The organism is Natronoarchaeum philippinense (assembly GCF_900215575.1).
Taxonomy (GTDB): Archaea; Halobacteriota; Halobacteria; order Halobacteriales; family Natronoarchaeaceae; genus Natronoarchaeum; species Natronoarchaeum philippinense.
This window is the reverse complement of sequence record NZ_OBEJ01000002.1, coordinates 155,572-169,488: the sequence shown is the minus strand read 5'-3', so window position 1 is coordinate 169,488 and position 13,917 is coordinate 155,572. Positions and strand designations below refer to the sequence as shown.

Below are 13,917 nucleotides of genomic sequence, written 5' to 3'. Positions count from 1 at the left end.
CGGGCGCGTATGCGTTACGATCAGGCGTCGTCACGCCCAGCCAGCGGCGGGACTTATGACTGGTCGGGCGCTACTGAGAGTATGGCACTGACCCGCAAATCGCTGGCGACCGTCGCCGCCGGGGCGCTGGCCGCGTGGACGGCGTGGGGGCTGTACGCGAGACAAAGCGCCGATCCGGTTCCGTCGACGACCATCCGGATGGTCGACGGCGTCGAGTTGCGACGGTATCCGCCCATCGCGGTCGCCGAGACGACCGCTGAGGACCAAACGACCGCGTTTCGGCGGCTGTTCAACTACATCACGGGTGACAACGAGACGGCCAGCGAGATCGAGATGACGGCGCCGGTCCGGTCGGAATCGACGAAGATCCCGATGACGGCGCCGGTCCGCTCCAAAGAGTCCGGCGACGGCATGACGATGGGGTTCTACCTCCCGCCGGAGTACGGCGTCGAGACGCCGCCCGAGCCGACGGATCCGGACGTGACGGTACGCAGCGAGAGCGAGCGCGTGCTGGCGGTACGCTCGTTCTCGTGGTACGCGACATCGGGTCGTGTCGATCGGATCGAACGCGATCTGCTCGACACGCTGGACGAACACGGCGTCGAGGCGATCGGCGAACCGTTCTTGTTGCGCTACGACGACCCGTGGACGCCGCCGTTCATGCGCCGGAACGAGGTTGCGATCGAGGTCGCCTGAGTCACTCGTTGTACTCGATCGTGATGCGGTCGCCCTCGGTGACGTTGTGCTCGGCCATGTACCCCTTTGGCACTTCGAGCACGTACTGGCCGTAGCCGGGGTACTGCATCGACTCGCCGTTCTCGTTCGGCCCGGGTGCGCGGGCCTCGTGGATCTCGGTGATCCGATTGTCGGCGTCGACGTAGACGATGTCGATGCCGAAGGACATGTTGCGCATCACGTAGGTGCGGTCGTCCGCCTCATTGTAGACGAACAACATTCCGCGACCGGGCTCTAACGAGGTGTGTTCGCTCAGCCCGGTGTAGCGCTCGTGGCGCGTGTCGGCGACCTCGGCCTGCACGACCGCGAGCCGTTCGCCGTCTTCGTCGGCGATCGTCACCGTGGCCTCGCCGTACTGGTCGGCCCACGGCGTCGGGACGTAGCCCGCCTGCACCGCCAGCGCGCCGAGCAGCAAGACGACGACGAGGCTTCCGACTGCCGCTGTCGCGCGCGTGTCTGCCATACGTGATCGTAGGTGCGTCCCGAGGTAAGGCTACCGACCGAGAGAGAAAGCGTTATTTCGTCGGATCCTCTCGGTTCGACTGTCGGGTTCGTAGTCTAGCTGGTTATGACGTGGCCTTTACAAGGCCGAGATCGGCGGTTCGAACCCGCCCGAACCCATCGACTTTGACTGCGAACGGACGTGAGCAGTCAAATCGTTTACTCGAGGGAGGTTCGAACCAGAGAGTGAGAGGTGAGCGAGCGCAGCGAGCGAACGGGAACGAACGAGGTTCGAACCCGCCCGAACCCACTTCTGACGGCGTAACGCGACGAGCGTAGCGAGGAGCTACGCCGTCGAAGTGGAAACGCGGGTTCGAGCCCAGAGGACGAGCGAAGCGAAGTCCTCGCGGTTCGAACCCGCCCGAACGGCGTTTCACTCCCAACCCCCACCGAGCACCCACCAGTAAACCGATCTCCGGCGGCACCCCACCACCGGCATCGCCTCGACCGCGTGCGCAACGACTTTGCGCCGGCGGGCGCCGAGTACGTGCATGGTGTACGCTGATCTCCACGTCCACACGACGGCGTCCGACGGCGCGCTGACGCCGGAGACGATTCCGGCGGCTGCCCGATCGGCCGGCGTCGATGTCGTCGCGGTTACCGACCACGATCGGTTGCAGCCCGCCCTCGACGCTCCGGTGACGACGCTCGACGGCGTCACGGTGATCCGCGGGATCGAGTTGCGGGTCGAGGCCGCCAGCGGCCAGCGCGTCGATCTGTTGGGCTACGGCGCGCGCTCGACGCCCGCTCTTGACGAGGAGATCGAACGACTCCAGCGCGATCGGATCGAGCGCGGGCGGGCGATCGTCGACGCCGTCGAGGACCGGACTGGCGTCGCTCTCGGCGTCGACGCCCACGAGGGGATCGGCCGGCCCCACATCGCGCGGGCGATCGCCGACCATCCGGATCTCCCGCAGGACTATCAGGGCGCCTTCGCGGAACTGATCGGCAACGATTGTCCCTGTTACACCGCGCGGACGCTGCCGACGTTCGAGCGCGGGCGCGAGGTCCTCGACGAGGCCTGCGCGCTCGTCGGACTGGCCCACCCGTTGCGGTACGACGATCCGGCGTCGGCGCTGGCGCTGACGAGCGACCTCGACGCCGTCGAGCGGTACTATCCCTACGGCGAGGCGGTCGATCACGAACCGGTCGAGCGTTCGATCCGCGAGCACGATCTGGTGGCGACTGGTGGGAGCGACGCCCACGACGAACAGCTCGGCGTCGCCGGGCTATCGGAAGCCGACTACCAGCCCATCGAGGATGCTCTCAAGCGGGCCGACGAATCGTAGGGCGTGTGCGTATGGAGACCGCGGCGGGCGCGGCCGAAGCCGTAGCGTTCAAACTGCTTGGGCGGATAGAGAAGGTATGCAGTGTCATTACTGCGACGACGACGCCACCGTCGCCGCCGAATCCGACGGCATCAAGGTGGGACTCTGTGAGGCGCACTTTCAGGAGCGTCTCGAAGAGCTCGCCGAGTCCGACGCCCTCGAAGACCTCCGCGAGCGCGTCGACGTAGACCACAAAGACTGACCTCCCAGCGTGTTCCGGACGTGACGAGTGATCCCGTCTATCGATCCGCATGACGGAGCGGTCGTCCATGATAGCCTGCCGCAACTATTCTCGATTGCTGACTGACGGCGAAGTACGCTCTCGCTAGTGACTCTGTGGCACTCGTTGTGAGTGTCTGACAAAATGTATACCTTCTTTATGGTCGAGAAGGTAGTGGTAGGTATCCGATGATCCTGCTCCAGATCTTGGCCGTCGTTGCAGCGGTGGCCGGCGTGATCCTTGGAGCCCTTCTCGTGGGCTGCGTGGGAGTGGATCGCCTCTCGGCGATTCTACGGAGCCCCGCAGAGCGCAAGCGACGCTTTCGTGAGATCGTGCCGTATCTCGGCGGGCTTGTCGCCGTGTTGCTGATCAACAAGGGTCTGCTGCAGTACAGTCTCAAGGCCTCGCGGCTGGTGGGCTGGAAAGCGACCGGCCAGATCTACGAACTCGAAGGCGAGTTCGTCGCGTGGATACAGGACCTGTTCCCCGACGCCGCACTCCTCTACTTCGCGGGGATCTACGTGTTCGGCTACGTGGTGTTGCTGGTGTTCCCGCTGGTGGCGTACTTCGTCGCCGACCAACTCCGGCATCTGAAGGTGCTGTTGACCGCCTACGCGATCAACTACGGCGTCGGCGTGATCTGTTATACCCTCTTTGTCGCCTACGGGCCACGGAACATGATGCCGACGGCGGTCGCCCAGCCGATGTACACCCAGTTCCCCGAGGTGATGTATCTGACCGCGATGATCAACTACAGCTCGAACGTGTTCCCGTCGTTGCACACCTCGATGTCGCTGACGGCGATGGTGCTGGCGCTGATGAGCCGCGAGGAGTACCCGGCGTGGACGCCGATTGCGACGGTACTGGGCATCAGCGTGATGATCGCAACGATGCATCTGGGCATCCACTGGCTGACCGACGTGATCGCCGGCATCGTGCTCGGAGCCGTCGCGGTGTACGCCGCCGATCGGATCGTCGCGTGGACCGAGCAGCGCCTCGTCGAGCGACGGAGCGGGTCGAACGGACGGAGCGTCAACTGGTCCGACTGACGGCATCTCCGAACCGGCGGACAACTGTCATCTCGTCCGACGAGCCACGAACAACGTCTCGTTCGGAAGCGTCTCCCGCTCGGCTGAAATCGCGGGTTGATCGTACCCGAGCGTCGTAAAGAGGAACGCAGCATCGACAGCACGGGCAATCTCGGCGCAGGGGCGATGCAGCTCCGGCGGCGCGTTGAGTGCGTAGACCGCGTCGGCGTCGGCGTACACCGATCGGGTCGGATCGGTCACGTCGTCGCGGACGAACTGGACCGACGCCGGCGTCTCGCGCGCGACGACATCCGTCGCGGTCACGTCGACGCCGGCGTCCGCGAGCGCGGCGGCGACGCCGGGGCGACGGCCGACGCCCACCTCGACGACGCGCTCGAAGCGGGCGAGTCGTTCGACGAGCGCGTCGGAATCAGCGTGTGGCACGGCGGGATATTTATGCTCGGGGCGATATTAGTGGTTCCCATGCTCGTTGACATCGTCCCGGTGGGGGACCTTCCCGCGGAGGTAAAGCGGAAGGCCTCTGCCGGCCTCCGGACGGTATACGACTGTGATGTCACCGTCCACAAGTCCCAGCCGATCCCCGACGGCGCGTTCGACGCTAACCGAAATCAGTACCGCGCCGAGGACTTCATCGAGATGGCCAGTCACATCGGGTCGGGAGAGAAAAACATCGCCGTCACCGCCAAGGACCTGTTCTACCGCAAGCGTAACTACGTCTTCGGGCTGGCGTACCTCGACGGTAACGGGAGCGTCGTCTCGACGTACCGCCTCCAGACCTCCAGCGACGGCGGGTTCTCCGAGCGCAATCCCGACGAAATCTTCGGCGACCGGGTTCGCAAGGAGATCGTCCACGAGATCGGTCACACCCTTGGATTGGAACACTGTGACAACAACCGCTGTGTGATGAACTTCTCGCCGACAGTCCGGGAGGTCGATGTCAAAGAGGAAACGCTCTGTGGCACCTGCCAGCGGCAGGTACTTTAGTCGTCGACTGCGTCGGCCATTCGTTCGGAGAAGTCCCAGCTGAACGCCCGCCTCGGTTCGATTTCGATGCGCACTTCCTCGCGATTGTCATCGAGTAGCTGATCGCCCAGCGACGACTCCGTCCCACCGAGATATCGCTCCAGCAGCGACGCCAAGAGCTCCTTGCCGCCATCCGACCGGACGTGCGCGACGCCGTTGCCCCGCACGCCACGGTAGGGCGGGTCGTTCGTCGAGATCTCGAAGGCGACCTCCTCGTCGGCGCGCAAATACTCGACCACGTCGGCGTCGGCCGCGGTCGCACACCACAGCCGGCCGTCCCGGTACCGGTACCACAGCGAGAGCATCCAGAGCCGACCGGCCGGCGTGTGACACGAGAGCCTGAGTGGAACGGTCGTCTCGCGGAGAAACGACTCGACGCGCTCGCGCGACCAGACGCCGGTGCAGGTGAACTCGCTACGGTCGGACACGGGAATCGTCTTATCACACGCAGGGCCGGACCTTGTAGCTTGTGAGCACCGGCAGTCGACTGCGTGGCTTCGGGGGCTACCAGCGTTTGCAGTCGACACAGACCATGGCGGTGTCTGGTTCGCCCGCGTCGTCGTCCGGACGCCACAGCCGACTCGTCGCCTCGCCGCAGCGCTCGCAGGTGGTTTCGGTACCCCACTGGTAGGTGACTACAGCGGTACCAGCGGCGTCATCGGCGATGTCGCTGGCCTCGTCTGGGTCGTCCGCTTCGTCGCCGAAATCCGCCAGAGAGCTGTCGTCGGACACGCTCCGGCGTTCGACTGGCAGCTACAAATCCGTTTCGCGCTTGGTCAGGATGCCACGGCGTAGGCGTCGCCGCGCTCCTCGATCAGGTCGCGACCCTGCAGCGTGTCGAGAATGCTAAACAGCGTGATCTTCTTCAGCCCCAGCGTCGCCTGAAGGTCGGTCAAATGGGCGCTGTCGGCGGTAGCAATGTAGAGGTACACCAGTTTCGCGCGCGGGGAGTCGAGTTCTGCGGGCAGTGTGTCGACGGCCGGCTCCGAGATGGACTCGTGAACCTCATCCGTATGTCTAGTTCGAGCGACGTGGTATAAGAAACTATGTTGAACCAGCCCGACATTTATCGTGTCTAGATGGCGCCGTAATCGGCTGCAACCGAACGCAACGACCGTCATCACGTCGCTACGCCGGCCCGAGCAGCGAGTGGCCAAACACCTCGTACTCCTCGGAAAGCAGATCGCGGATCGCCGCGGGATCGGCTTCGCCGTCGGCGTTGACCGCGTAGGTCCGCCCGTCGACATCGTCGTACGAACCGTGAAAGTCGTACACGAACCCGTACACCGACACGTCCTCGGACAGGTCGGCGTTGTCGAGCAAGAACCCGATCTGTTGGTTGACGTTGTACTCGACGAGTTGGTCGACGACAGCAGCGTCGGCGGCATCGGCATCAATCTGTCCGCTGTCGAGTCCGTTCTCGACAATCGGTACCAACTTCCCGACGCGCTCGCGGATGCCGGGGTGGTCGACTTCGTCGCCGTAGCGCACCCAGTTATAGGCTGCTGTCACGGCGCCACACTGGGTGTGGCCGACGACCGCGATAGTCCGTGTATCAGTGTGTTTTACCGGGTACATGATGTTGCCGTCGACGACGAACTCACCCTCGTGCTCGTCGCGGGTCTGATTACCGATGTTGCTCGCGGTAAAGAGATACCCCGGCTCGTCGACATCGAACATCCCCTCTTGCGAGACACGCGAGTCCGAACAACACACCGAGACGACCGGCGGTTGCTGACCGAACCGGACGGTGTCGAAGTAGCCGGCCGGCAGCGAGTCGGTGTGCTCGCGGTTGCGATCTAACAGCTCCCGAACGATGTCGCGCGCCATACTTGACATTCGTCCAAGCGAGAGAATAAACCAACTGCCCCGCGGCGTCGTCGCTCGCGCTCGGTAGGTGGGCTCTTGGGCCGTCGACCAGCAAACTGCGTCGCCACTCGACGGCGGCGCGTGTCAACTACGTGACAGCGCTGCCGCTGTGGAATGTGAGGATAGTAGGAAGGTTACTCGGCGTTTACAGCCGGGTGAGGTTCGTCGCGCGGGGACCCTTGTCGGCCTCCTCGATGTCGAACTCCACTTCCTGTCCCTCTTCGAGGTCCGGGCCGCCGACGTCCTCCATGTGGAAGAAAACGTCCTCGTCCGCGTCCTCAGTGTCGATGAAACCGTAGCCGCCAGTGTCGTTGAAGAAGTCAACCGTTCCAGTTGCCATTGCTTCTCAACAAAGCCCCACGACACGGATAACCTTTCCGGAGTCGATCCGCCGTGTCAGCCGTCCACGCGACTGCTACCGCTGGATGTGGCCGAACGCCACGCCGTCTGCGGTGTGGCGGCACCCGAGTGACTGGCCAATGATCAATCACACACCGACAGCGAGCATACTGAGGGCCCACGATCTGGAACTCAACTAGAACCGGTCCACAGCAGACAGGAACCGCTCGGATTTGAACTCGGTGCGAGACTCGCGTCGCTCGTCTCGCGTAGTTCAAATCCTCGCTCGTCAGATTGCTGCCGCTCACGGAGTTGCTCGCGGCAGCAATATGGGACCGCTCGGATTTGAACCGAGGTGGCGAGCACCCAAGGCTCGAAGGATACCAAGCTACCCCACGGTCCCGTACTACGCCCTTCGCCCGAGTACGGGTAAAGCGTTTCGCTCCCCCCGTGGGCGTGAGTATATTTAACAATACCACAGAGAAACGTGAACGTATGCCGATCACGAACGCGCCGACACACGTTGACTTCGACGCCGCGGCGGCTACGGAACTCGCTCGCGAGCAAAGCGACGACCGCGTGATCGTCGCCGCCGAGTACACTGTCGAGGAGTTTCAGGTACTGTACGCGAGCGACCGCGTCCTCGAAGAGTACGACGATCCCGGTGCGCTCGACGACGTTGGGGATCGGCTCCACTCGTACATGCACGTCGATTTTACCGAACGCAAGCTGTTCGAGGATCTGTATCCGCCAGCCAAGGAGACGCGGGGCTTTGTCACGTACACCGACTACACGACCGTCGTTCGGGTGCTCGACGGCGCGGAGGGACTGTATCTCTCCTTCGAACCGGGCGTCGCCGTGACGCCGATCGTCGACGAAGTCGCCGACATCGTCACGCAGTAGCGCGAGCTATCCGACGACTCAGCCGAAATCGAAGTCGAGGTCGTCGGCGTCGATGCTGTCTTCGTCGTCTGCGTTTTCTTGGGAGTCGGCACCGTCCTCGTCGCTCGACGACGCGGCGTCGGCGTCATCGCGTTCGGACCCGGTGTCGCGTCCGGCGTCATCACGCCCCGCGTCGGCGTCGCCGCCGTCGTCGGTCTGAGTGGCCGACTCGGCGTCGTCGACATCGGGGATTTGGGTAGCGATGTCGTCGTCGCTGGCCTGCGCGCTCGTCGAGGGCGACGCTCGGCCGCCGTCCGCGACCTCGTACTCCTCGCCGTGTGCGTCGAGTCTGGCGGCGATGTCGCCGTCACTGGCCTGTCTGGAGCCGCTCGTCGCCGGGATGCCGTTGCTGAGACTCGGGCTGCCGTCGTCGTCTTCCGCACTGCTTTCGGCGTCCTCGAGGGCTGACTCGTCGACCAGATCGGTCGCCGTCTCGGGGTCGATCACCTCGTCGAACAGCGATCCGAACGTCGCAACGGTCTGGTCGTCGAACTGGGCGGGATCGAGATGAAAGTGCGCGACAGTATCGACCGACGAGAGGCGTTCGAGCAGCGTGTGCAGAAACTGAAACACGACTTGCGGGTCGCGGTGGTCCAGCAACTCCGACAGCGAGTCGAAACAGAGCACCATCAGGTGGCCGCTGTCGGCCCACGCCTCGCAAAACTGGCTGACGCTGGTGCCGAGCCCCTTGAGGTCCGCGGGATCTTCGACGATATCGGTTGCGACCGGCTCCTCGAAGGAAGGCGCGGAGTCGTCGGCCGACCGAAGCACGTCCCCGACCGTGATGTGACCGCGCTTGGCGGACTGGCGTCCCGTCGAGCCGGTGTCGAGGCGTTCCCGGTCGGTGACATCCTCGGAAAACGTGACCGAAAGCTCGCCGCGGCGGTCGGCGCTGCCAACGTCGAGCAGGGCGTCACAGCAACGCTCGGTCTGCTGGTCCGAGCCGCCGAGCAAGAGTGCGTTGGCCCCGTCTGCAACGTCGATTAGTTCCTCGCTCATGGATGACCGATTGCGGTGTGATGACTGTCCGGACTGGACAGCCGACAAGCCGTCTGTGCGTACCTGACGCTCGTCGAACAATACTGTTCCGGCATCGGAAAGAAGCTGTGGGGGAGACGAGAAACGATCGTCTGCTCGCTACACGCCCGGCGAGCGCGGGCGAACAGTGCTAGGCGACGTTGAAGCCGCGGTCGCGGAGGAAATCCTCGACGCGGCCCGAGTGGTTGCCCTGAAGCTCGATCTGGCCCTCCTCGACGGTGCCGCCGCAGGCGAACTTCGACTTGAGGTCCGACGACAGGCTGTCGAGGTCCACGTCGTTCGGATCGAACCCTTCGATGATCGTTACCTCCTTGCCGTATCTGCGCTCGTCAATGCGGATCTGGATCTGCTGAGATTCCTTGGCGACGTCTTCACAGACGCAAAGCTCCTCGGGCAGCCCGCACGTCGAGCAGACTTCCGACATTACAACCGGGTGTACGAATGGGTCCTATTAAACACTGTCGGGACCCGGATGGCGCTGGCGGCCGTTTTCGCGCCGTCGCTGGGCCGACACGGGTGTCCGGCGCTATCGGTTGTTGGGCATCCACCGGGTCCGCTCGGCCACGAGGTCATCGATGGCATCGACGGCCTCGTCTGCCTCCGCGGGCCCGAGGTCATCGCCGTACCGTGCCCGTTCGTAGAGCCGCCGGAGCTGGTCGATCCGCTCGTCGTCGCGGTCGGCGGCCATCCGGTCGACGTACTCCCGGGGCGTCTCGGTCGGTGATCGTGGTCGTTTTTCGCGGGCGAGCAGGTATTCGAGCCGGGTGAACGCGCGCTCGACGTCCTCGCGGGGCGTTCGACCGCGGCCCTGCCGATGGACGCCGATAGCACGCCGGGCGCGGGCGGCGTGCCCGGTTCGGCGCGACAGCACTCCGAGCCCGAGCAGGGCGATCGCTGCGACCGCGAGCATGTCGGGCGGTGGGAGCCACGAGAGCGGGCCGCCGGTCTCGTCGGGTTGCTCCTCGAACTCTTCGATCGAGGGGACGCTCGAGTTCGTCCGATTAGTGTCCTCGGGATCGGTCGTGTTGGTCGAGTTCGTATCGTCGTCCGGGTCGTCGATCGAGGGGGTCGAGGCCGTCTCGTTTTCGTACTGCGTCGGTGGCTGGTCGCGGCTCTCGTCGGTGTCGACGGCGTCGTTGCCGGCCGAACGGGCGCGCTGGACCCAGCTCTCACGGAGCTGCTGGCGTCCATCGGACGGCGTCGGATCGAACGTCACCCAGCCCTCGCCCTCGAAGTACACTTCGACCCACGCGTGGGCGTTGAGCCCCCGGACGACGTAGCGGTCGTCGTCGACGGGTTGGCCGGTCGAGTAGCCGACAGCCATCCGGGCCGGCACGCCGATCTCGCGGAGCATCGTCGTCATCGTGGTCGCGTAGTACGTGCAGTAGCCGGCGTCCATCTCGAAGAGGAAGGCGTCGGCGATGTTGCCGTCGGGCCGGTCGATGTCGAGCGAGTAGGTCTTCTCGGCTTCGAGGTAGCGCTCGATGGCGATGGCGGCGTCGTAGGGGTTGTCGGCGTCGGCTGTCAGATCCGTGGCAAGGTCGCCGACACGGCCGGGCTGGTTCGAGGGGACCTGCAGGTACTCCGCACGGATCGAGCCGGGGTAGTCCCAGTCCGTCTGCCGGAGCTGTGCGGGCGCGGCGTCGGGGCGGAGGCTGGTGACGCGATAGCTGTCGCCGGATTGGAACGCGCGCTCGTAGACGAGCGATCCCTGTCGGGAAATCTGGGTCGCGTCGGCCACGTCACCGCTGAGTTCGACGGGCTGGTACACCGACGGCATCGCCCCGGTCGGGCGCTCGATCTCGTACACCTGCTCGACGGTCTCGGTCGATCCGGGCGGCGACTCGACGGCGCCATCCCACGCGTTGGTTCCGCCGGTTCGGTACCAGCCGTCGCCGGTGAACTTGTCGTAGACGCCGGTCCGCCAGTAGCCCGGCTGGCTGCTCTCGACGGTGAATCGAACTTCCGGCGATAGCTCGACGCCGCCCTGTATCTGGAACTCGCCGCCGCTCTGGATGACGCCGCCCTCGATCGTCTGGCCCTGCCCCCCGCCGACACCCGAGGCGCCGTGGAACGACAGTGGACTCCCGCTTCCGGCGGGGATGACCGTCACAGTCATCGAAAGCACCGCCATGGCGGCAAAAGTGACGGCGAGCGCGTCGGCCTGCTCGATCGAGGCCCCGCGGCGCTCGAGGTCGCCGAACCCGACCGCACCCGCAGCGCCGAGCACGCCCGCGAGTGTCACGAGCGTCCCGGCATCACCGGTCAACACTAACACGATCAGCGGGGCGAGGCCGATAGCCGCGCTCACCGCGTAGTGGCGTCGCACCGCGAGATACCACGAGAGGAACACGGGTGCCGGGACCGAGCCGACCGCCCACGCCCCAGCGTTGGACAGTTGGACCACCGACAGTCCGGTCAGCAGCGACACGGCGTCGGACAGCAACACCCGCCAAGCATCGAGGAGGAGGCCGACCGTCGCCGGCGTCGACTGGATATACCAGAGGTTCCCGAGGAGCATCAAGAGCAGCGCCGCGCTGATCGCGGTGCGTTCGCTGACCAGCGCCGCGACGACGCTGGCGACGAGCAGCGTGACCAGCGCGACCGGCACCACGTCTGACCCCCCGCCGACGATGACCGCCACCTCGTTGAGAACGCTGACGTACGACGCCGTCAGGACGAGGACGCTGGCGAGTGCGGCGCCGCGGAGCATCCGCTGGTCGTCGTACGTCCGGCCAGCCGCAGGCATCGAGACGCTCACGCGACCACCTCGCCGCCGGCCCGCTCGGCGCTGCCGGCACCCTCCAGCGGGCGCTCGTGACGGACGCGGTCGCCGTCGTCGGTGGCGACGATTTGGTCGAACGAGACGGTACCCTCGTCATCCGCAACGACGACATCACCGCCGGCCCCCCGAACCACAAGATCGGCTCGCTCGGCGTCGGCGTCCGACAACTTCCCGCCGTCGAGACGAGCGAGCGCGGCCAGCGCCGTGCGCCGGTGGAGCCGTCCGGCGCCCGAATCGAGCGACTTCTCGGGCGTGTAGACGGCAACGTCGAAGCCGGCATCGAGCAGATACACCACGATGCTCGCGGCCGCCGCCGCGACGCCGTCGCCGCGCTCGCCCGGCGAGACGCCGACGGTCAGCGTGCCCCGGTCGTCGATCGTGTCGTACTGACGGACGAGCAGTTCCTCGTCGGGGCGTTTCGCGCTGGCTTTCCAGTGAATTTCGCGGCGCGAGTCACCGCGCTCGTACTCGCGGAGCCCGTCGAACTCGTCGGTGCCCGCCGCCGGACGCTTCGCGGGCAGCCCCGCCAGCGCGTCGGCCGGGGGTGCAAGTTGGAATGTTCGTGGATAGACCAGCACCGTCGCGATGTCGTTGTAGTAAAACGTCGTGCGAGCCAGCCCGAGCAGTCCGCTCGCAGTCAGCTCGATCGGCCCGACGCGTCGCTCGCCGCGGCGGCGAAGCGATAGCTCGTACCGCGCCGATGCCGGAGACCCGACCGATCCGTTCGCCGCGGCGTCAGCGGTACCGACGGTCGCCGTGACGGGGAGCCCGCGGGCGACGAGCCCATCACCGACTCCGTCGTCGAGCGTCGCGCCGAACGGTCGGTCGGCGCCGACGGCAAACTCGACGGAGACCGTCTCGTCGACGAAGCCGGTCTCCGGAAGGCGACGCTCGACGGGCGGCTTGTCGCGCAGTCCGACCTGCACGACGGCGATGAGAAGCGCCACCAACGCGGGCGCGACGACGGCGTTGATCGAGCGGGGGCCGTTCGCGCCAGCGAGGGCGAACAGCACAGCAGCAGTCGCGGCAACTGCCCAACCGCGGCGTGTGAGCCTCATCGGTCAGGGGACGGGAACTGTTTCGAGCGCGTCGGCCACGATATCGACGCCCGAGCGCCCGGCGTCGCCCGCACGCAGTCGGTGGGCGAGCACCGGCGACGCCTCGACTTTGACGTCGTCGGGAACGACGTAGGCGCGGCCCTCGAAGGCCGCCCGCGCCTGCCCGGCGCGCAGCAAGGCGACTGCCGCGCGGGGGCTAGCGCCCAGTTCGGCGTTCTCGCGGGTGTAGCCCGCGAGGCTGGTGACGTACTCGCGGATCGGCCGTTCGACGGTCACCGACGAGACGGCGTCGCGCGCACGAGAGAGGTCGTTCGCACTGGCGATCGAACTGAGCGACTCGATGGGATGCTCGCCGGCGACGCGGTCGAGCAGTTCGATCTCCTCGTCGGTGCCGGGGTAGCCGAGTTGGAGTTTCTTCATGAACCGGTCGACCTCGGCGAGTGGCAGTTCGTAGGTCCGCCCTGGCTCGACGGCGTTTTGCGTTGCGATCACCGTGTACGGCGAGGGGACTTCGCGGGTCGTCCCGTCGACCGTGACCTGCGATTCGGCCATGGCTTCCAGCAGCGCGCTCTGGGTCTTGGGCGGCGCGCGATTGATCTCGTCGCCGAGCACGACGTTGGCGAAGATCGGTCCGGGCTGGAACTCGAACTCGCCCGAGCGTTTATCAAAGACGTTCACGCCGGTGATATCGGCCGGTAGCAGATCCGGCGTGAACTGCACACGCTTGAACGAGCAGTCGAACGAGCGCGCGATCGACCGGGCCAGCATCGTCTTGCCGACGCCGGGAACGTCCTCCAGCAGGACGTGACCCCGCGCCAGCATGGCGACGACGACGTGTTCGATCACGTCGTCCTGTCCGACGATCACCGTCGTCACGTTGTCGAGAACGTCCGTGGCGAGCGATCCGACCTCGTCGATGGAGAGCGCGTCCTCGCCGGGGCGGGCGGTCCCGTCGAGCACGTCCGAGTGGTTGGCGTCAGTCATGATTGCACGACGCCCCGAAACTCCCGCAGTGCCGGGGATCCGTTAT

General features: G+C 65.8%; 17 protein-coding genes and 2 tRNA genes. 7 read left to right on the top strand and 12 right to left on the bottom strand.

All coding sequences use genetic code 11. The annotated features are described in order from the left end of the window. Positions 1–81: 81 nt before the first annotated feature. Complete coding sequence (locus tag CRO01_RS07610) at positions 82–696, top strand: SOUL family heme-binding protein (protein ID WP_097008539.1); 615 nt, start codon at positions 82–84, stop codon at positions 694–696. Between the two features lies 1 nt (position 697). Here the strand turns inward: CRO01_RS07610 and CRO01_RS07605 are convergent, their stop codons facing one another. Then, positions 698–1,198 carry a DUF192 domain-containing protein gene (locus tag CRO01_RS07605; RefSeq protein WP_097008538.1) on the bottom strand — a complete coding sequence of 167 codons (501 nt, stop codon included), beginning with the start codon at positions 1,196–1,198 and terminating at the stop codon, positions 698–700. An 84-nt stretch (positions 1,199–1,282) separates the two neighbouring features. Here CRO01_RS07605 and CRO01_RS07600 point away from each other — a divergent pair. The 4 genes from CRO01_RS07600 (at position 1,283) to CRO01_RS07590 (ending at position 3,833) form a co-directional block, all read left to right on the top strand. After that, positions 1,283–1,356: transfer RNA gene (locus CRO01_RS07600), tRNA-Val, on the top strand. 371 nt (positions 1,357–1,727) lie between these two features. Continuing rightward, entirely contained in the window at positions 1,728–2,525 is a 798-nt protein-coding gene (locus CRO01_RS07595) for a PHP domain-containing protein (RefSeq protein ID WP_097008537.1), read from the top strand. Positions 2,526–2,601: 76 nt separating this feature from the next. Then, positions 2,602–2,766: a DUF6757 family protein gene (locus CRO01_RS16595; RefSeq protein WP_179747428.1), complete on the top strand. Its 165-nt coding sequence runs from the start codon at positions 2,602–2,604 to the stop codon at positions 2,764–2,766. A 206-nt stretch (positions 2,767–2,972) separates the two neighbouring features. Then, the gene (locus tag CRO01_RS07590; RefSeq protein WP_097008536.1) at positions 2,973–3,833 is read left to right on the top strand and encodes a phosphatase PAP2 family protein; all 861 of its coding nucleotides are present in this window, start codon (positions 2,973–2,975) and stop codon (positions 3,831–3,833) included. Positions 3,834–3,860: 27 nt separating this feature from the next. On the opposite strand, the gene CRO01_RS07585 is transcribed toward CRO01_RS07590, so the two are convergent. Continuing rightward, positions 3,861–4,256, bottom strand: coding sequence for a UPF0146 family protein (locus CRO01_RS07585; RefSeq protein WP_097008535.1), 396 nt, complete (start codon positions 4,254–4,256; stop codon positions 3,861–3,863). A gap of 39 nt (positions 4,257–4,295) precedes the next feature. Between CRO01_RS07585 and CRO01_RS07580 the strand changes: the two genes are divergently transcribed. Further along, complete coding sequence (locus tag CRO01_RS07580) at positions 4,296–4,817, top strand: archaemetzincin family Zn-dependent metalloprotease (RefSeq protein WP_097008534.1); 522 nt, start codon at positions 4,296–4,298, stop codon at positions 4,815–4,817. Here the strand turns inward: CRO01_RS07580 and CRO01_RS07575 are convergent. The 5 genes from CRO01_RS07575 to CRO01_RS07550 all read right to left on the bottom strand — a co-directional run bounded on the left by CRO01_RS07575 (position 4,814) and on the right by CRO01_RS07550 (position 7,467). Then, complete coding sequence (locus CRO01_RS07575) at positions 4,814–5,290, bottom strand: pyridoxamine 5'-phosphate oxidase family protein (protein WP_375097338.1); 477 nt, start codon at positions 5,288–5,290, stop codon at positions 4,814–4,816. The genes CRO01_RS07580 and CRO01_RS07575 overlap by 4 nt on opposite strands. A 70-nt stretch (positions 5,291–5,360) precedes the next feature. After that, a complete protein-coding gene (locus CRO01_RS07570) occupies positions 5,361–5,588 on the bottom strand; it encodes a DUF7573 domain-containing protein (protein ID WP_097008532.1) in 228 nt (75 codons plus the stop codon). A gap of 396 nt (positions 5,589–5,984) precedes the next feature. Next, positions 5,985–6,686, bottom strand: coding sequence for a carbonic anhydrase (locus tag CRO01_RS07560; protein ID WP_097008531.1), 702 nt, complete (start codon positions 6,684–6,686; stop codon positions 5,985–5,987). Positions 6,687–6,870: 184 nt separating this feature from the next. After that, positions 6,871–7,065 carry a cold-shock protein gene (locus CRO01_RS07555; RefSeq protein WP_015408520.1) on the bottom strand — a complete coding sequence of 65 codons (195 nt, stop codon included), beginning with the start codon at positions 7,063–7,065 and terminating at the stop codon, positions 6,871–6,873. 329 nt (positions 7,066–7,394) lie between these two features. Further along, positions 7,395–7,467: transfer RNA gene (locus CRO01_RS07550), tRNA-Pro, on the bottom strand. A 92-nt stretch (positions 7,468–7,559) separates the two neighbouring features. Between CRO01_RS07550 and CRO01_RS07545 the strand changes: the two genes are divergently transcribed. Continuing rightward, on the top strand, positions 7,560–7,967 hold the full coding sequence (locus CRO01_RS07545) for a hypothetical protein (protein WP_097008530.1): 408 nt from the start codon (positions 7,560–7,562) through the stop codon (positions 7,965–7,967). Between the two features lie 18 nt (positions 7,968–7,985). On the opposite strand, the gene CRO01_RS07540 is transcribed toward CRO01_RS07545, so the two are convergent. From CRO01_RS07540 to CRO01_RS07520, 5 genes are all read right to left on the bottom strand, one after another. Further along, positions 7,986–9,005, bottom strand: coding sequence for a DUF7504 family protein (locus CRO01_RS07540; RefSeq protein ID WP_097008529.1), 1,020 nt, complete (start codon positions 9,003–9,005; stop codon positions 7,986–7,988). Between the two features lie 169 nt (positions 9,006–9,174). Then, complete coding sequence (gene yciH, locus CRO01_RS07535) at positions 9,175–9,468, bottom strand: stress response translation initiation inhibitor YciH (RefSeq protein ID WP_097008528.1); 294 nt, start codon at positions 9,466–9,468, stop codon at positions 9,175–9,177. Between the two features lie 102 nt (positions 9,469–9,570). Then, positions 9,571–11,805: a transglutaminase TgpA family protein gene (locus CRO01_RS07530; RefSeq protein ID WP_143824928.1), complete on the bottom strand. Its 2,235-nt coding sequence runs from the start codon at positions 11,803–11,805 to the stop codon at positions 9,571–9,573. Further along, positions 11,802–12,887, bottom strand: a complete 1,086-nt coding sequence (locus CRO01_RS07525) for a DUF58 domain-containing protein (RefSeq protein WP_143824927.1) — start codon at positions 12,885–12,887, stop codon at positions 11,802–11,804. Before CRO01_RS07525 ends, CRO01_RS07530 begins: the two co-directional genes overlap by 4 nt. Positions 12,888–12,890: 3 nt before the next feature. Continuing rightward, positions 12,891–13,871: an AAA family ATPase gene (locus CRO01_RS07520; protein WP_097008525.1), complete on the bottom strand. Its 981-nt coding sequence runs from the start codon at positions 13,869–13,871 to the stop codon at positions 12,891–12,893. Positions 13,872–13,917: the final 46 nt, after the last annotated feature.